Genomic DNA, 18,438 nt, shown 5'->3' with positions numbered 1-18,438 from the left:
GACAACATTCAGATGTCTGTTACCTTGATCTGCCCAATCGCCATGGACGAAGGTCTACGCTTCGCGATTCGTGAAGGCGGCCGTACCGTTGGTGCTGGCGTTGTATCTAAGATCCTAGACTAATCTAAGATCTTTGCGGGGCTTCGGTCCCGCTGTTAAAGTTTTAGGCCACTAGTTCAATTGGTAGAGCGTCGGTCTCCAAAACCGAAAGTTGGGGGTTCGAGTCCCTCGTGGCCTGCCATTATTTAAGCTGATCGTCAGCTTGGAAGGGTTTCCCGAAGTTATGAATGCTAATGCTAAAGCAGAACCGGTAGAGTTTCGTTTTGACGCGCTGAAGTGGCTAGTCGTTGTAGCTTTAGTTGCTGCTGGTGTAGTGGGGAATTCTTATTTTGCAGAGCAAGCTTTGCTGTATCGCGTCTTGGGCCTTGTGGTCTTGGCGGCTGCTGCTCTGTTTGTTGCTGTGAATACGGCAAAGGGCAACGCGTTTTACACCTTGTTGCAAGAGTCGCTGGTTGAAGTTCGTAAAGTTGTTTGGCCATCGCGACAGGAAACTAATCAGACCACGTTAATTGTGGTGGCAGTAGTTATCATTATGGGCATATTGCTCTGGCTGCTAGACACTTTCTTGGGCTGGTTGGCATCGCTGATCATAGGATAAAGGTGACCCATGGCAAAACGTTGGTATGTGGTTCACGCGTATTCAGGCTACGAAAAGAAAGTAGCTAATGCGCTTAAAGAGCGCGTAGAACTTCACGGTATGCAAGATCAGTTTGGCGACATTCTGGTCCCTACAGAAGAAGTTGTAGAGATGCGCGGCGGGCAGAAGCGTAAGTCCGAGCGCAAATTTTTCCCGGGTTATGTATTGGTTCAGATGGAGTTGTCTGACGATTCATGGCATTTGGTGAAAGATACTCCTCGAGTAATGGGTTTTATTGGCGGTAAAGCTGACCGTCCAGCGCCTATTACAGAGAAAGAAGCTGAGGCTATTTTGCAGCGAGTTGATGACTCGGTTGATAAGCCTAAGCCTAAGACTGTCTTTGAGCCAGGTGAAATGGTTCGAGTTATTGACGGTCCGTTCAACGACTTTAATGGTGTTGTTGAAGAAGTTAATTATGAGAAGAACAGGCTGCAAGTGGCGGTACTGATCTTCGGACGTTCTACTCCGGTAGAACTAGAGTTTGGCCAGGTAGAAAAGACCTAATCCAAACTGAGTTTAGTCTAGCGTGGCTAGGCAATGAGCCCCTTTCGTTGAAAAACGAAAGGGGTTTTCGCGTCTCTACGGTTTTAGCGTAGCTAACGTAGGGTTTCGGGGAGCCAGAGACACTATTATCGAGATTGCGATCTGGTAATGGTCGAGGCGTTTAACCCACTTTAAAGGAGTCTATTATGGCTAAGAAAGTAGAAGCTTATATTAAGCTACAGGTGCCTGCAGGCGGCGCCAACCCAAGTCCACCAGTTGGTCCAGCTTTGGGTCAGCACGGTGTGAACATCATGGAATTCTGTAAGGCGTTTAACGCACAAACTCAGAATTTGGAAAATGGTGCACCAGTTCCTGTTGTGATCAGCGTATATAACGATCGCAGCTTTACCTTCACTATGAAAACCCCACCAGCTTCTTACTTGCTTAAGAAAGCTGCTGGCATCAAGAGTGGTTCTGGCCGTCCTAACACTGAGAAAGTTGGTAAAGTTACCCGCGCTCAGCTGGAAGAGATCGCTACTGCTAAAGAGCCAGATTTGACTGCTGCTGATATGGACGCGGCTGTACGAACCATCGCTGGTTCTGCACGCGCTATGGGTCTTGAAACTGAGGGTGTTGTGTAATGGCTAAGTTATCTAAGCGTCAAAAGTTGATCAAAGAAAAAGTTGATCCAGTTAAGCAGTACAGCATCGATGAAGCTGTAGCTCTGCTAAAAGAACTTTCTACCGTTAAGTTTTCTGAAACTGTAGATGCTGCCATCAACTTGGGTATCGATCCTCGTAAATCTGACCAGGCGGTTCGTGGCGCAACTTCATTGCCACACGGTACTGGTAAAGATGTACGTGTAGCTGTATTTACCCAAGGCGCAAATGCAGATGCTGCTAAAGAAGCAGGTGCTGACATCGTTGGTATGGATGAGCTGGCTGCTGAAGTTAAAGCTGGCAAAATGGATTTCGACGTGGTTATCGCCGATCCAGCCGCCATGCGTGTAGTTGGTCAGCTAGGTCAGATCTTAGGTCCTCGTGGTCTAATGCCTAACCCTAAGACTGGCACTGTAACTCCAGATGTAGCAACTGCTGTTAAAAATGCTAAAGCCGGTCAGGTGCGTTATCGCGCTGACAAGGGCGGTATCATCCATGGTGGTATCGGTAAAGTTTCTTTCGAAGTTGGTGCTTTGAAGGAAAACTTGGAAGCTCTTATGGCTGACCTGAAGAAGGCTAAGCCAGCTTCTGCTAAAGGCGTATATTTGAAGAAGGTATCTCTGAGCACCACTATGGGCCCAGGTATTACCATCGACCAAGCTAGCCTAGATCTTTAATTTAGGCAGCTAAACAGAACTTTGGGGTCTGCTCTTTATTGTTAATAAAAGCAGGCCGTCAAAGACCGCAGGGGCCTGATTGTACATAGTGCAATTCGGCTTAATCGAAGAAATTCGCCCCGCGCAGACGGTGTGACCCATTCAGTATAAGCTGGATTTGATCACCGGAAACTCCTCACATAAGTGAGGGTGAAGTAACGATTAAGTTGTTAAAGCCTAAGCAGTTAATGTGAAGGTTTGATGAGCTTAATCAAATCCAGGAGAAATCTTGTGGCATTAGGACTCGAAGACAAAAAAGCGATTGTCGCTGAAGTCCAGGAAGCTGCTAAGTCTGCTCAGTCTGCAGTCGTCGCCGATTCACGCGGCGTAACTGTAACCGACATGACTGCATTGCGTAAGCTAGCACGTGAGAACGGCGTTTGGTTAAAAGTCGTTCGTAACACACTAGCAAAGCGCGCTCTGGAAGGCACTGACTACGAATGTCTTAACGACAGTTTTGTAGGCCCTAGTATTATTGCATTTTCTAACGAGCACCCAGGTGCTGGTGCGCGAATCCTTAGTGATTTCGCAAAAGACAATGATAAGTTAGAGCTGAAAACTGCGGCATTCGAAGGAGCGATTACTGACGTCGCGTTGTTGGCTAAGTTGCCAACTTACGACGAGGCAATCTCTCAGTTGATGAGTGTTATGAAAGAAGCAGCTGCTGGCAAATTGGTTCGCACTATTGCGGCCGTTCGCGACCAGAAAGAAGAGCAAGAAGCAGCTTAATTGGCTGTGTTGCTTAAACCGTTATTTTGAGCACTTGCTCACTACTGAATATATAGGAATTGAAAAATGTCTCTATCTAAAGACGATATCATCAATGCCATTGCTGAGATGTCTGTAAAAGACGTTGTTGAACTGATCGAAGCAATGGAAGAAAAGTTTGGCGTAACTGCTGCCGCTGCTGCTGTTGCTGTTGCTGGTGGCGACGCTGGTGGCGCTGCTGAAGAGAAGACTGAATTCGACGTAATTCTAACTTCTGCTGGCGACAAGAAAGTTAACGCCATTAAAGCTGTTCGCGGCTTGACTGGTCTAGGCTTGAAAGAAGCTAAAGCTCTTGTTGAAGGTGCTCCTGCTCCTATCAAGGAAGGCGTATCTAAAGAAGACGCTGAAGAAGCTGTTAAAGCCCTGGAAGAAGCTGGCGCTTCTGCTGAACTTAAGTAATTCAGCATCCATGGGAAAAGTTCTAATTTCGTATTAGAACTTAAGGCTGGCGAGTGATTTAACTTGCCGGCCTTTTTCCGTTTTCAAAAAGCGGAATTTTTGTCGTCACTTTCTTCTTGAGTTGAAGGTAAGTTCGGCAAATTAAAAATGGGCTGTGTGCCAGTTCGCAGAGGAAGCGGCATCAGTTGGACAAATTATTTGTATTTGAGTTTCAGAACAAGCTTTCTACGACGAATGCGTAAATGGCTTGCAAAGGAATGAAGCGTTAGTAAGTGCAAATAACTTGTGCAATTGATTGTGCAAACAGCAGTCCAGATTGCAAATGATATTTGCAATATGTAGTACCGAGCAGCTCTAAGTAGCTGCGGGCAATAACCACGCAAACAAAAGGAGCTGAATGCTCCTGAGACTGTAAAGTCGACTACAAGCTGGGGAATATAGATGGCTTACTCATATACTGAGAAAAAACGTATCCGTAAGGATTTCGGCAAGTTGCCGCCCGTCATGGACGTCCCTTTCCTCCTGGCGATCCAATTGGATTCCTATAGAAAGTTCACTCAGGCTGGTGTTTCTCCTGAAGCACGCCTGGATTATGGTTTGCATGCGGCCTTTAAGTCCGTATTTCCTATCGTTAGCTACTCCGGCAATGCTGCGCTGGAATATGTTAGCTACGTACTAGGTAAGCCTGCCTTTGATGTGGGTGAGTGTGTCCTTCGTGGCGTTACTTACGCTGTGCCTTTGCGCGTAAAAGTTCGCCTAATTATTTATGATAAAGAGTCTTCAAATAAGACCATTAAGGACATCAAAGAACAAGAAGTCTATATGGGTGAAATCCCATTGATGACTGATAACGGTACTTTTGTAATTAATGGTACCGAGCGAGTGATCGTATCTCAGCTGCACCGTTCTCCAGGTGTATTCTTCGATCACGATAAAGGTAAGACTCATAGCTCTGGTAAGTTGTTGTACTCCGCGCGAGTTATTCCTTACCGTGGTTCATGGTTGGACTTCGAATTTGATCCAAAAGATCTAGTTTACGTACGTATCGATCGTCGTCGTAAATTGCCAGCTAGTATTCTATTGCGCGCTCTTGGTTACACCACTGAGCAGATGCTGGAAATGTTCTTCGATACTAGTAGCTTTAGCCACCTAGAAGCTGAAAGTGCTCGCCTAGAATTGGTGCCATCTCGTTTGCGTGGTGATGTGGCTACTTTCGATATTAAAGATGACGATGGCAATTTAGTCGTTGAAGAAGGGCGCCGTATCACGGCTCGTCATATTCGCCAGCTGGAGAAGGCTGGTGTAACTGAGCTAGAAGTACCGCGCTCTTATATGTTGGGTCGCGCACTAGCGCGCGATATTGCTGATCCAAATACCGGCGAGTTACTGTTTGAATGTAACACCGAAATTACCGAAGAAGTATTGGATGGGTTGGTAGAGGCTGGTATTCAGGATCTATTGACCCTCTACACCAATGAGCTGGACTGCGGTCCGTTCATGTCTGACACCATGCGCATAGATCCGACTCGCACTGAGTTAGAAGCTCTAGTAGAAATCTACCGCATGATGCGCCCAGGTGAGCCGCCGACAAAAGAATCAGCCGAAGCCTTGTTCCAGAACCTGTTCTTCAGCCAGGAGCGTTACGATCTTTCTGCGGTTGGCCGCATGAAGTTCAATCGTCGTCTGTCGCGTGAAGAAGAGACCGGCGAGGGTACTCTGTCTAACGAAGATATCGTAGACGTATTGAAGACCCTGATTTCTATTCGTAACGGTCAGGGCGTAGTCGATGATATCGATCACTTGGGCAACCGTCGTGTTCGTTCTGTTGGTGAAATGGCCGAAAACCAATTCCGTGTAGGTTTGGTTCGTGTAGAACGTGCTGTAAAAGAGCGTTTATCCATGGCCGAAGCTGAAGGCCTAATGCCCCAGGATTTGATCAACGCCAAGCCTGTTGCAGCCGCTGTTAAAGAGTTCTTTGGCTCTTCTCAGCTGTCTCAATTTATGGATCAGAACAACCCGCTATCTGAGGTAACTCACAAGCGTCGTGTTTCTGCTCTTGGTCCTGGTGGTCTTACCCGTGAGCGTGCTGGCTTTGAGGTGCGAGATGTACACCCGACCCACTATGGTCGTGTATGTCCGATTGAAACACCTGAAGGTCCAAACATTGGTTTGATTAACTCTTTGGCAACTTATGCCCGCACTAACAGCTACGGTTTCTTAGAGAGCCCGTATCGTAAAGTGGTTGATGGCGCCGTTACTGACGAGATTGAATACCTATCTGCAATCAACGAAGCTGAGCAATGTATTGCCCAGGTTTCTGCAGAGATGAACGATAAGGGTCAGCTTACTGAAGAGCTGGTTTCTGTTCGTCACCAAGGTGAATTTACCTTAAAGGCCCCAGAAGATGTTAACTACATGGACGTGTCTCCACGCCAGGTAGTATCTGTGGCGGCCTCATTGATTCCATTCCTAGAGCACGATGATGCAAACCGTGCATTGATGGGATCGAACATGCAGCGTCAGGCGGTTCCAACCTTGAAGGCTGACAAGCCTCTCGTTGGTACTGGTATGGAGCGCACGGTAGCGCGCGACTCTGGTGTATGTGTGGTTGCCAAGCGTGGTGGTGTTATTGAGCGTGTTGATGCGGCTCGTATTGTTGTTAAAGCTAACAACGAAGAAACCGAAGCAGGCGATGCTGGTGTAGATATTTATAATCTCACCAAATACACCCGCTCTAACCAGAACACCTGTATCAACCAGCGCCCAATTGTAAGCGTTGGTGATCCAATTGTCCGTGGCGATATATTGGCTGATGGTCCATCGGTTGATTTGGGTGAGCTTGCGCTTGGTCAGAACATGCGTATCGCTTTTATGCCTTGGAATGGTTATAACTTTGAGGATTCAATCCTTGTAAGTGAGCGTGTTGTTAAAGAAGACCGCTTCACCACCATCCACATTCAAGAGCTAACTTGTATTGCTCGTGACACCAAGTTGGGCAGCGAAGAAATTACTGCGGATATTCCAAACGTTGGTGAAGGTGCGCTAAGCAAGTTGGATGAGTCCGGTATTGTTTACATCGGTGCAGAGGTTGGCCCTGGTGACATCTTGGTGGGTAAGGTTACTCCGAAAGGTGAAACCCAGCTAACACCAGAAGAAAAGCTATTGCGTGCGATCTTCGGTGAAAAAGCTTCTGATGTTAAAGATACTTCACTACGTGTGCCTACCTCTACTAAAGGTACCGTAATCGACGTGCAGGTATTTACACGCGACGGTCTAGAAAAAGATCAGCGTTCACTTGAGATCGAAAAGTCTCAATTGGATGGCGTCCGTAAAGACTTGAACGAAGAGTATCGCATCGTTGAAGCAGCCACTATGGAGCGTTTGCGCGCTGTATTGTTGGGCCAAAAAGCTTCCGGTGGTAAAGGCGTTAAGAAAGGCCAGGAAATTACTGACGAGCTGCTCGATGAATTAGAGCTTAGCCAGTGGTTCAAGATCCGCATGGCAGACGATGCGCTTAACGAGCAGTTAGATCGCGCTGAAGAGCAATTGAAAGAGCGTCGTGCTTATCTAGATGAGCGTTTCGAAGATAAGAAGCGCAAGCTAGAAACTGGCGATGACCTAGCGCCTGGCGTGTTGAAGATTGTTAAGGTTTACCTAGCGATTAAGCGTCGCATCCAGCCTGGTGACAAGATGGCTGGTCGTCACGGTAACAAGGGTGTGATCTCTGTGATCATGCCAGTTGAAGATATGCCTTACGATGAGCATGGTCAGCCAGTTGATATCGTATTGAACCCGCTGGGTGTTCCTTCTCGAATGAACGTTGGTCAGGTGCTAGAAATGCACTTGGGTATGGCGGCTCGCGGTCTTGGTGACAAGATTAACGTGATGCTTGAAGAGCAGCGTAAAGTCGCTGAAGTACGCAGCTTCTTAGAAGATGTGTACAACAAGACTGGCGATATCAAAGGTAAGGAAGATTTGGATTCCTTCGATGACCAACAGGTTATCGAGCTGGCGCAGAATCTGCGTGAAGGTGTACCAATGGCTACCCCAGCTTTTGATGGTGCTAAAGAATCTGAAATTAAGTCCTTGTTGACCTTGGCTGATCTGTCCGACACCGGTCAGACTCAGTTGTACGATGGCCGTACAGGTGATGCCTTCCAGCGTCACACCACTGTTGGTTACATGTACATGCTGAAGTTGAACCACTTGGTAGACGATAAGATGCACGCCCGTTCGACCGGTTCTTACAGCTTGGTTACTCAGCAGCCGCTGGGTGGTAAAGCTCAGTTCGGCGGTCAGCGTTTCGGTGAGATGGAGGTATGGGCACTAGAAGCATATGGTGCTGCTTACACCCTACAGGAAATGCTAACCGTTAAGTCCGATGACGTGGCTGGCCGTACTAAGATGTATAAGAACATCGTTGATGGCGACCATCGTATGGAGCCAGGTATGCCAGAGTCGTTTAACGTACTGGTTAAAGAAATCCGTTCCTTGGGTATCAACATGGAGCTGGAAGAAGACAAGTAATTGTCCCAGCTCGCCGGGCTCCGCCCGGCACCTAAGTTAAAAATTTGCTGCAACAGGGTTTGTCCTCGCTAAGGGCAAACCAACTAACTGGAGATAGCGCCTTGAAAGACTTACTTAACTTACTGAAGTCCCAAGGACAGAGCGAAGAGTTTGACGCCGTCCGTATTGGTCTGGCCTCGCCTGAGATGATTCGCTCTTGGTCGTTTGGTGAAGTAAAAAAGCCAGAGACAATTAACTACCGAACCTTTAAGCCTGAGCGCGAAGGTTTGTTCTGTGCCAAGATTTTTGGCCCAGTAAAAGACTATGAGTGCTTGTGTGGTAAATACAAGCGCATGAAGCACCGCGGTATTATCTGTGAGAAGTGTGGTGTTGAAGTAACCTTGGCAAAGGTTCGTCGTGAGCGTATGGGGCACATCGAGCTAGCGAGCCCGGTTGCTCATATTTGGTTCTTGAAATCACTACCTAGTCGTATTGGTTTGTTGTTGGATATGACGCTGCGTAACATTGAGCGCGTGTTGTATTTCGAATCTTACGTGGTAACTGATCCTGGCATGACCACCTTGGAAAAAGGTGCCTTGTTGACAGATGAACAGTACTTTGAATCGATGGAAGAATTTGGTGACGAATTCGAAGCCAAGATGGGTGCAGAAGCTATTCAAGAGTTGATGAAAGACATCGACCTAGAAGCTGAAGTACAGCACTTGCGTGAAGAGATTCCAGCGACCAATTCTGAAACTAAGATCAAGAAGCTTTCTAAGCGTTTGAAGCTATTAGAAGCCTTCTACAATTCTGGCAACAAGCCAGAGTGGATGGTAATGGAAGCTCTGCCGGTTCTGCCGCCAGATCTACGTCCATTGGTTCCTCTAGACGGTGGTCGTTTTGCGACTTCAGATCTGAATGATCTATATCGCCGTGTGATTAACCGTAACAACCGTTTGAAGCGTCTTCTAGACCTTAATGCTCCAGACATCATCGTGCGTAACGAAAAGCGTATGTTGCAAGAGTCTGTTGATGCATTGTTGGATAACGGTCGTCGCGGCCGTGCGATTACCGGTTCTAATAAGCGCCCACTAAAATCTTTGGCCGACATGATCAAAGGTAAGCAGGGTCGTTTCCGTCAGAACTTGTTGGGTAAGCGTGTTGACTACTCAGGCCGTTCGGTAATTACCGTAGGTCCTCAGTTGCGTTTGCATCAGTGTGGTCTGCCTAAGAAAATGGCACTTGAGCTGTTTAAGCCTTTCATTTTCTCTAAGCTTGAGTTGCGCGGTCTTGCGACAACAATTAAAGCCGCTAAGAAAATGGTAGAGCGCGAAGAGCCTGTAGTATGGGATATTCTTGACGAAGTCATTCGCGAGCACCCAGTGTTACTAAACCGTGCTCCGACTCTTCACCGTTTGGGTATCCAGGCCTTTGAGCCGGTGTTGATTGAAGGTAAGGCAATCCAGCTGCACCCACTTGTTTGTGCGGCCTATAACGCTGACTTCGATGGTGACCAGATGGCGGTACACGTACCGCTAACATTGGAAGCGCAGCTAGAAGCTCGTGCTTTGATGATGTCCACCAACAACATTCTATCGCCAGCATCTGGTGAGCCAATCATCGTACCTTCTCAGGACGTTGTATTGGGCTTGTACTGGATGACTCGTGAGCGTGTAAATGGCAAAGGCGAAGGCATGGCTTTCGCGGATGTACAAGAAGTTTCTCGTGCTTACTATGCCAAGCAAGTAGATTTGCAGTCTCGTATCAAGGTTCGTATCAACGAGTCTATTATTGGCGAAGACGGTGAAACCACTGAGCGCACTTCTATTATTGATACCACAGTAGGTCGTGTTCTGCTGTGGGAAATCGTACCAGTAGGCCTGCCATTTGAAATGGTTAACAAGCCAATGGTTAAGAAAGCGATTTCTCGTATCATCAATGACAGCTACCGTATTGTTGGTTTGAAGCCGACAGTAATCTTTGCTGACCAATTGATGTATATGGGTTATGACTTCTCAACCAAGTCTGGTTCTTCAATTGGTGTTAACGACTTTGCAATTCCTGATGAGAAAGCAGAGTTGATTGAGCGCGCTGAAGCTGAAGTAAAAGAAATTGAAACCCAGTACGCCTCTGGTTTGGTGACTGCGGGTGAGAAATACAACAAAGTTATCGATATTTGGTCTCGTGCAAACGATCTAGTAGCAAAATCGATGATGGAAGGTATTTCTCAGGAAACCGTCATTAACCGCGATGGTGAGGAAGAGAAGCAAGACTCTTTCAACTCGGTTTATATGTACGCTGACTCTGGTGCTCGTGGTTCCCCAGCGCAGATTCGTCAGTTGGCGGGTATGCGTGGTCTGATGGCGCGTCCGGATGGCTCGATTATTGAGACTCCAATTACGGCGAACTTCCGTGAAGGTCTAAACGTACTGCAGTACTTTATTTCTACTCACGGTGCTCGTAAAGGTTTGGCCGATACCGCATTGAAGACCGCGAACTCAGGTTACCTGACTCGTCGTCTAGTAGACGTTGCGCAAGATTTGGTAGTAACTGAGCAAGATTGTGGTACCGATTTCGGTTTGACCATGGCGCCAGTTATTGAAGGTGGTGACATCATCGAATCATTGGGTGATCGTATTCTTGGTCGTGTTGTAGCCCAGGATGTTGTGCGCCCTGAAAGCGACGAGATTTTGGTTCCTGCTGGCACCATGATCGACGAGAGCTGGATCGAGCGCATTGAAGAAATGGGTATCGATGAAGTAATCGTTCGCTCTGCAATTACTTGTGAAACTCGCTATGGTATTTGTTCCCAGTGTTACGGTCGTGACTTGGCTCGTGGCCATCGCGCCAACCAGGGTGAGTCCATCGGTGTTATCGCTGCGCAGTCGATTGGTGAGCCGGGTACCCAGCTAACCATGCGTACCTTCCACATTGGTGGTGCGGCATCGCGAGCGTCTGCGGTTGATAGCGTACAAGTTAAGCAAGAAGGTCTGGTTCGTCTGCACAACATTAAAACTGTTGTTCAGGAAAACGGTAACTTGGTTGCAGTATCTCGTTCCGGTGAGCTGGCTGTTGCAGAAAAAGAATCTGGTCGTGAGCGTGAGCGCTATAAGATTCCTTACGGTGCGGTAATTAGCGTACAGGACGGTTCTGAAGTAGATGGCGGCGCTATCGTTGCTAAATGGGATCCGCACACGCACCCAATCGTAACCGAAGTAGCGGGTAAAGTATCTTTCTCCGGCTTTGAAGATGGTCTATCCGTACGTCGCCAAACTGATGATCTAACCGGTTTGACCTCGATTGAAATTTTGGATCCTGCTGAGCGTCCTTCAGCGGGTAAAGATCTTAAGCCTGCCATTACCTTGGTTGATGAAGAAGGTAATGAGTTGTGCTTGGCTGGCACCAACGTTCCAGCACACTATGCACTACCTGCTAAGGCGATCTTGAGTTTGAACAATGGTGATAGCATCGGTATCGGTGATGTTATTGCACGTATTCCTCAGGAAGGTTCAAAGACTCGTGATATTACCGGTGGTCTACCTCGCGTAGCCGATTTGTTTGAAGCTCGTAAGCCTAAAGAGCCTTCAATCTTGGCAGAAATTACCGGTACGGTTTCCTTCGGTAAAGAAACTAAAGGTAAGCGTCGTTTGGTAATTACGCCTAACGATGGTCAGCCTTTGCCAGATGGCAGCACTCACTATGAGGCCTTGATTCCTAAGCATCGCCAGCTTGGCGTGTTTGAGGGTGAGCAGGTAACTAAGGGTGAAGTTGTAGCTGATGGCCCAAGTAATCCCCATGACATTCTACGTCTACAGGGTGTTGAGGCACTGGCCAACTACATTACTAACGAAATCCAGGACGTATACCGTCTACAGGGTGTAAAAATTAACGATAAGCACATCGAGGTGATTGTTCGCCAGATGTTGCGTAAAGTTGAAATTACCTCGATGGGCGACTCTACTTTCGTTAAGGGTGAGCAAGCCGAATATAACCGTGTGCTGGAAGAGAATGAGCGTTTGCGTGCTGAAGGCAAACAGCCTGCACAGTTCGAGCGTTTGTTGTTGGGTATTACCAAGGCTTCCTTGGCAACCGAATCCTTCATTTCGGCGGCGTCGTTCCAGGAAACTACTCGCGTTCTTACCGAAGCGGCAGTTACCGGCAAGCGTGATGATTTGCGCGGCTTGAAGGAAAACGTTGTTGTGGGTCGTTTGATTCCTGCCGGTACTGGTTTAGCCTACCACTTGGATCGCCAGCGTAAGCGTCAAGCTGAAACTAGCGCGGTTGATAGTGTGAGTGCTGAAGATGTCGAAGCAGCGTTGACTGAAGCTCTTAAATCCAGCGCAAGCTAAAGACTTCGCCCGGATTTATTAGTCTGCGAAAAAGCCTCTGTTATGGAGGCTTTTTTGTGTTCAAACTATAGTGAAAAATAACAATGAAGTTTGTGGTATCTAAAACTTTTGCTCTGACACTGAGCTTTTTTCTAGCCTCCTTCTCTTGGCATGTGAAGGCTAATCTTCAGCCTGCCTCCATTTTAGATTTGCCAGCGAAGGATAAATATTTGCTGGTGGCTGAAATGGAGACGGGGCGATTGTATGCCTTTGAAAAAGGCAGCGGCATGCGACTGAATAAGGTGGCTGAGTATCCAATCAGTATTGGCAAACAAGGCTATGACAAGCGCATAGAGGGCGATGCTAAAACTCCTATTGGGGTTTATCGTGTAACCAGTCATTTAACCGATGCTCAGCTGGATGATTTTTATGGTAGAGCTGCTTTCCCGCTGAATTATCCAAATGCTTGGGATCGTCTGAATGGCTATACCGGGTCAGGCATATGGTTGCATGGTGAGCCAACCGATAAAAAGACAAGGCCTTTGCGAGATAGCGACGGCTGTATCGTGTTGTCCAATGAAGATATTTTTAAGGTTCAAAAATATTTGGATGTTGGTTACACCAAAGTTGTATCAGTGCCAAAAGTTGAATGGAAAAACAGCGAAGACATAGCACAAAGTCGCGCAGAAATAACTCAAGCAATTGATGGCTGGCGCAAAGATTGGATGTCGAAAAGTCATCGGCGTTATCTTAGTAACTACTCAAAAGAGTTTAGCGATAGCGAGAAAAACTACTCTCAATGGGACAGCTATAAAAAAAGAGTTAACGGCTCCAAACGGTTTATTAAGGTGAAGCTTTCGGATCTAGGTTTGTATGCTTACCCAGGGCAAGATAATTTAGTTATGGCTGAGTTTTATCAGGATTACCGTTCGAGTAACTATCGTTCTAAAGGCTGGAAACGCCAGCTATGGAAAAAAGAAAACGGTGAGTGGAAAATAGTTTTCGAAAAAGGCGGCTAATTCCAGTAAGAAAACGCACTCAATAAAAAAGCGGGCATTGCCCGCTTTTTTATTGAGTGGCTAAGGCCAATCGTTCTATTCGCCGCTGCTTTGCTCTTCGCTTTCAGCTTTCGCTATGCGACGTTTCTTTTGTTTTGGGACTTCTCGTACCAGCCAGCGCACTAAATCGGTCCACATGGTGCTGATTTCACCTTGGCTGGGCATGATGCCGGCGAATGGCAACTCTACTGTAAGGATGGGGACATCAAGCACCGAACCGCCATAGTTGCCTAGGCTTCCTGGGTAGGTCCCCAGTCGGTGCAGTTGCAGCTTGCCAAGTTTTTGCGGTGGCTTTTGTGGTCCATCAAAATCGATCAGCTTGTGGGGAGCGTGAACCGAGATAATGGCGTCCGGTTGAAACTCTTCTATTAGCTCTAGCAGCCATTTTGTCTCTGTTTCGCTGGACGCATATGGGCCCGGATAGCGGCGTTTATTTTTGAAGGTGCGGTTTTCCCAGTAGTCCATCGCTTTCTCGGCCCAGTCAGGGGTCGGAAAGTTACGGTTCAGGTCTACACCATTGTCGTTTTGCCGCTGCGATTTTCGGCGTAGCAGGCCGTCTGGGTTAGCTAGGGGGATGACCTTCCAGTCAAATAGGCCCGAGTGGTGCTGGTTCAGCTTATTCATCCACTTAAATAAGACTGATACAGAAGCGTATTCGTCGCCGTGAATGCCTCCCATAAGGATAATACGGCCCTTAGGTGTGCGGTTAGGCTTGGGGCCATAGTGGCGCACAGAGAGCGGGTAGCCTTTACTGCTGTGATAGCCTGATGCAACTAGCTTTTGCTGGTCACACTCTTTGATGCTAACACTGCCGAGCTTATTGCCAATATCTTGGCATAGCTTTTCAACGCTAAGCTGGGGCTTTGGGGCTGTTTGAGTGTCTTGGTCTTGGCTGAGTGTGCTATGACTGGCCGCGAGACTCAGGCTTAATACACAAAGTTTGGAAATCCATGGTTTTAAGGGTTGGTACATATAAGGTCTAGCTCTTATTTTCCTTTAAATGGCCATCTATGGCTCTTTAGTTAGAAATGATAGCAAAAGCCTCCTAATAATGCTGCCTTTAGTGGGGCAATCTATTATTAACATTAGGAGGTTGACCTTTGATCAATTGCTCCGTACAATTCGCATCCCCCTAAAAAGGGGGAGTATTTTTTATTCACAAAACCTTCATATGAAGGTGATTAACTGGAGTCATTTTTTCATGGCAACGATCAACCAATTGGTTCGTAAGCCTAGAAAACGTAAAGTGCAAAAGAGCGACGTACCTGCCTTGCAGGCAAACCCACAGAAACGTGGTGTTTGTACTCGTGTCTACACTACTACACCTAAGAAGCCAAACTCAGCATTGCGTAAGGTTTGCCGTGTGCGCCTAACCAATGGTTTTGAGGTTACTTCTTACATCGGTGGTGAAGGTCACAACTTGCAAGAGCACAGTGTTGTACTGATCCGTGGCGGTCGAGTTAAAGACTTGCCTGGTGTACGTTACCACACTGTTCGCGGTTCGTTGGACACCTCAGGTGTTAACGATCGTAAGCAAGGTCGCTCTAAGTACGGTACTAAGCGTCCTAAGTAATAGGCCGTACTCTGTACCCTCGTTTTCGGCTTGCTAATAAGTGAACCGAGTAAGGCTAAGCACATTCAGGAGAGGCGATTGCAGTGGAAACGCTGGCCAATCAAGAGTAATGAGAGTGTTGTCTTAGAAACCCTGAAGATAGAGGCGATTTAAAATGCCAAGAAGAAGAGTTGTCGCTAAGCGTGAAGTGCTGCCCGATCCTAAGTTCGGCAACGTCACCCTAGCGAAGTTCATGAACATGGTCATGATCAGCGGTAAGAAGTCTGTCGCTGAGCGCATCGTATATGGTGCTCTAGACTCTGTTCAAGAAAAGCTAAACAAAGATCCATTAGAGGTTTTTGACGAAGCTTTAGAAAACATTGCACCTTTAGTGGAAGTTAAGTCTCGCCGTGTTGGTGGTGCTACTTACCAGGTGCCTGTAGAAGTACGCCCTGCCCGTCGTCAGGCGCTGGCTATGCGTTGGTTGGTAGAGTACTCCCGCGGTCGCGGCGAGAAATCTATGCCACAGCGCTTGGCTGGTGAGCTGATTGATGCTTCCCAAGGCAAGGGTGCTGCAGTTAAGAAGCGCGAAGATGTTCACCGTATGGCGGAAGCCAACAAGGCGTTCTCTCACTACCGCTTCTAATAGGGCATATTTGTTCTATTGCAGTGTTGAAAGGCAGCCCTATGGCTGCCTTTCATGCTTTAGGCAATCCCCAGATAGCCTGTAGATGTAAAACCTGAGAGGTAAGGGTAGGCTGCGGCCACTGTTACTTTTGATGTTTTACCTTTAACGCCTGTCGTTAAATGTTATGTATTTTACCAACTTGAGGAACTCGCTGTGGCGCGTAAAACACCTATTTCACGCTATCGCAATATTGGTATCTGTGCCCATGTAGATGCGGGTAAGACAACCACTACCGAACGTGTGCTGTTCTATACCGGCTTATCCCATAAAATTGGTGAGGTGCACGATGGTGCGGCGACCATGGATTGGATGGAGCAAGAGCAAGAGCGCGGTATTACCATTACCTCAGCGGCTACGACCTGCTTCTGGGCGGGTATGCAGCAGCAGTTTGACCAGCATCGCGTCAACATTATTGATACTCCAGGGCACGTGGATTTCACTATTGAAGTGGAGCGCTCTTTACGTGTTCTTGATGGTGCGGTAGTTGTGCTGTGTGGTTCTTCCGGTGTTCAACCGCAGACAGAGACTGTGTGGCGCCAGGCTAACAAATACGAAGTGCCTCGCATGGTGTTCGTTAATAAAATGGACCGTGCTGGTGCCGATTTCCAAATGGTTGTCGACCAGCTAAAAGAACGCCTAGGTGCTAACCCTGTTCCTTTGCAGATGACGATTGGTGCAGAGGATGAATTTAAGGGCGTTGTCGACCTTGTAAAGATGAAAGCCATTTTGTGGAATGAAGCTGATCAAGGAATGACGTTCGAATATGGCGATATTCCAGCAGATTTGCAGGATAGCTGCGAAGAAATGCGCGAGTACCTGGTGGAGTCTGCCGCTGAAGCCAATGAAGAGCTGATGGAAAAATACCTCGAAGATGGTGAGTTGAGCGAAGAAGAAATTAAGTCGGCTATCCGTCAACGCACTTTGGCTAATGAAATTGTACCGGTATTGGGTGGTTCAGCCTTTAAGAACAAGGGTGTTCAGGCAATGCTGGATGCGGTGATCGAGTATCTTCCTTCCCCGGAAGAAGTTAAGGCTATTGAAGGTACCTTGCTGCACGACCCTGAAGCGGTCGAAACTCGCGAAGCTGATGACGATGCTCCATTTGCTGCTTTGGCTTTTAAGATTGCCACCGACCCATTCGTGGGTACTTTGACTTTCTTTCGTGTTTATTCCGGTAAGCTTGAAAGTGGCACTGCAGTCTACAACTCAGTAAAAGAAAAGCGCGAGCGCGTTGGTCGTATGGTGCAGATGCACTCAAATGATCGACAGGAAATCAAAGAAGTATTGGCGGGCGATATTGCCGCGGCGATTGGCCTTAAAGATGTAACCACAGGTGATACCTTGTGTTCTGAGCAGAGCAAAATTGTTCTGGAGCGCATGGAGTTCCCAGAGCCAGTTATTTCGGTTGCCGTAGAGCCGCGTACCAAGGCTGACCAAGAAAAGATGGGTGTTGCGCTGGGTAAGTTGGCCCAGGAAGATCCATCTTTCCGTGTGCGCACTGATGAGGAGACAGGTCAGACCATTATTTCAGGTATGGGTGAGCTGCACCTAGACATCTTAGTCGACCGTATGCGCCGTGAGTTCAGTGTAGAGGCAAATATTGGTAAGCCTCAGGTGGCCTACCGCGAGCGCATCAAGAACATTTGTGAGATCGAAGGTAAGTTTGTTCGTCAGTCAGGTGGTCGCGGACAGTATGGTCATGTGTGGGTTAAGTTTGAACCTGCTGAAGATGAATCGGCTGAAGGTCTAGAATTTGTTAACGAAATTGTTGGTGGTACGGTTCCTAAGGAATACATCCCAGCAGTCAGTAAGGGCATTGAAGAGCAGATGCAAAACGGTGTACTTGCAGGCTACCCATTATTGGGCCTGAAAGCGACTCTGTATGATGGCTCATTCCACGATGTTGATTCGAATGAAATGGCCTTTAAGATTGCTGGCTCTATGGCGACCAAGAAGCTTGCCCAAGAAGGCGGTGCGGCATTGCTTGAGCCAATGATGAAAGTTGAGGTGGTAACCCCTGAAGAGAATATGGGTGATGTAGTTGGTGATCTGAACCGACGTCGTGGCCTGATTTTGGGTATGGATGAAAATCCAAGCGGTAAGGTGGTTAATGCTGAAGTGCCGCTGGCAGAGATGTTCGGTTATGCCACTGATTTGCGTTCAGCGACTCAGGGGCGTGCAACTTTTACCATGGAATTTGCTAAGTACTCTGAAGCGCCATCGAATGTAGCTGATGAAATTATTGCTAAAATGGTGGCTGGATCTTAATTTTTCCTGTTGCCGTAGGCTTGTAGCTGTGCTTTTGCTCTATAAGGCTCTGATCGCTAGGGTTTTAGGGGCTAGGGGGCTGCTTTTTATCTTCGCTTGAGGGTAAAATGCCGCCTTTAATATTTTTGTTAAAAATTGAAGTTAATCTGTGCTGGTAACAGCGTATTTTTGAGAGGACACGTAAAGTGGCAAAAGAAACTTTTGAGCGTTCGAAACCCCATGTGAACGTAGGTACTATCGGTCACGTTGACCACGGTAAAACAACTCTAACTGCGGCTCTAACTCGCGTTTGTGCGGAAGTATGGGGCGGCGACGC

At 47.5% G+C, this 18,438-nt stretch carries 14 protein-coding genes, 1 tRNA gene and 1 pseudogene; 15 read left to right on the top strand and 1 reads right to left on the bottom strand.

Translation table 11 applies throughout. The features are described from left to right. From tuf to Q1A41_RS20055, 11 genes and pseudogenes are all read left to right on the top strand, one after another. Window positions 1-123, top strand: a pseudogene (gene tuf / locus Q1A41_RS20105) (elongation factor Tu); the annotation flags it as partial. A 42-nt stretch (window positions 124-165) separates the two neighbouring features. Then, window positions 166-241: transfer RNA gene (locus Q1A41_RS20100), tRNA-Trp, on the top strand. Between the two features lie 42 nt (window positions 242-283). Continuing rightward, window positions 284-658: a preprotein translocase subunit SecE gene (gene secE, locus Q1A41_RS20095; protein ID WP_299982920.1), complete on the top strand. Its 375-nt coding sequence runs from the start codon at window positions 284-286 to the stop codon at window positions 656-658. Between the two features lie 9 nt (window positions 659-667). After that, on the top strand, window positions 668-1,201 hold the full coding sequence (gene nusG / locus Q1A41_RS20090; RefSeq protein WP_299776386.1) for a transcription termination/antitermination protein NusG: 534 nt from the start codon (window positions 668-670) through the stop codon (window positions 1,199-1,201). Window positions 1,202-1,386: 185 nt separating this feature from the next. After that, on the top strand, window positions 1,387-1,821 hold the full coding sequence (gene rplK / locus Q1A41_RS20085) for a 50S ribosomal protein L11 (RefSeq protein WP_299776387.1): 435 nt from the start codon (window positions 1,387-1,389) through the stop codon (window positions 1,819-1,821). Next, on the top strand, window positions 1,821-2,516 hold the full coding sequence (rplA, locus tag Q1A41_RS20080; protein ID WP_299982917.1) for a 50S ribosomal protein L1: 696 nt from the start codon (window positions 1,821-1,823) through the stop codon (window positions 2,514-2,516). Before rplK ends, rplA begins: the two co-directional genes overlap by 1 nt. Before the next feature lie 270 nt (window positions 2,517-2,786). Then, window positions 2,787-3,284 carry a 50S ribosomal protein L10 gene (rplJ, locus tag Q1A41_RS20075; RefSeq protein ID WP_299982914.1) on the top strand — a complete coding sequence of 166 codons (498 nt, stop codon included), beginning with the start codon at window positions 2,787-2,789 and terminating at the stop codon, window positions 3,282-3,284. 66 nt (window positions 3,285-3,350) lie between these two features. After that, entirely contained in the window at window positions 3,351-3,722 is a 372-nt protein-coding gene (rplL, locus tag Q1A41_RS20070; RefSeq protein ID WP_299982911.1) for a 50S ribosomal protein L7/L12, read from the top strand. Window positions 3,723-4,163: 441 nt separating this feature from the next. Beyond that, a complete protein-coding gene (gene rpoB / locus Q1A41_RS20065) occupies window positions 4,164-8,249 on the top strand; it encodes a DNA-directed RNA polymerase subunit beta (protein WP_299982908.1) in 4,086 nt (1,361 codons plus the stop codon). 101 nt (window positions 8,250-8,350) lie between these two features. After that, window positions 8,351-12,577, top strand: a complete 4,227-nt coding sequence (gene rpoC, locus Q1A41_RS20060) for a DNA-directed RNA polymerase subunit beta' (protein ID WP_299982905.1) — start codon at window positions 8,351-8,353, stop codon at window positions 12,575-12,577. 83 nt (window positions 12,578-12,660) lie between these two features. Next, complete coding sequence (locus tag Q1A41_RS20055) at window positions 12,661-13,575, top strand: L,D-transpeptidase family protein (protein WP_299982903.1); 915 nt, start codon at window positions 12,661-12,663, stop codon at window positions 13,573-13,575. Between the two features lie 75 nt (window positions 13,576-13,650). Here Q1A41_RS20055 and Q1A41_RS20050 read toward each other — a convergent pair whose 3' ends face one another. Next, window positions 13,651-14,586: a M14 family murein peptide amidase A gene (locus Q1A41_RS20050; protein WP_299982900.1), complete on the bottom strand. Its 936-nt coding sequence runs from the start codon at window positions 14,584-14,586 to the stop codon at window positions 13,651-13,653. A gap of 229 nt (window positions 14,587-14,815) precedes the next feature. Here Q1A41_RS20050 and rpsL point away from each other — a divergent pair, with 229 nt between their 5' ends. The 4 genes from rpsL to Q1A41_RS20030 all read left to right on the top strand — a co-directional run. After that, on the top strand, window positions 14,816-15,187 hold the full coding sequence (rpsL, locus tag Q1A41_RS20045) for a 30S ribosomal protein S12 (protein ID WP_020211072.1): 372 nt from the start codon (window positions 14,816-14,818) through the stop codon (window positions 15,185-15,187). A 154-nt stretch (window positions 15,188-15,341) separates the two neighbouring features. Next, the gene (rpsG, locus tag Q1A41_RS20040; protein ID WP_299982897.1) at window positions 15,342-15,812 is read left to right on the top strand and encodes a 30S ribosomal protein S7; all 471 of its coding nucleotides are present in this window, start codon (window positions 15,342-15,344) and stop codon (window positions 15,810-15,812) included. 195 nt (window positions 15,813-16,007) lie between these two features. After that, complete coding sequence (fusA, locus tag Q1A41_RS20035; RefSeq protein ID WP_299982894.1) at window positions 16,008-18,122, top strand: elongation factor G; 2,115 nt, start codon at window positions 16,008-16,010, stop codon at window positions 18,120-18,122. A gap of 185 nt (window positions 18,123-18,307) precedes the next feature. Then, window positions 18,308-18,438, top strand: a 131-nt coding sequence (locus Q1A41_RS20030; protein WP_299982923.1) for a GTP-binding protein, incomplete at its 3' end; no start/stop codon positions are given.

Source organism: uncultured Pseudoteredinibacter sp. (assembly GCF_947502065.1).
Classification (GTDB): domain Bacteria; phylum Pseudomonadota; class Gammaproteobacteria; order Pseudomonadales; family Cellvibrionaceae; genus Pseudoteredinibacter.
The sequence above is the reverse complement of the archived record's forward strand: the minus strand, read 5'-3'. Positions and strand labels throughout refer to the sequence as shown.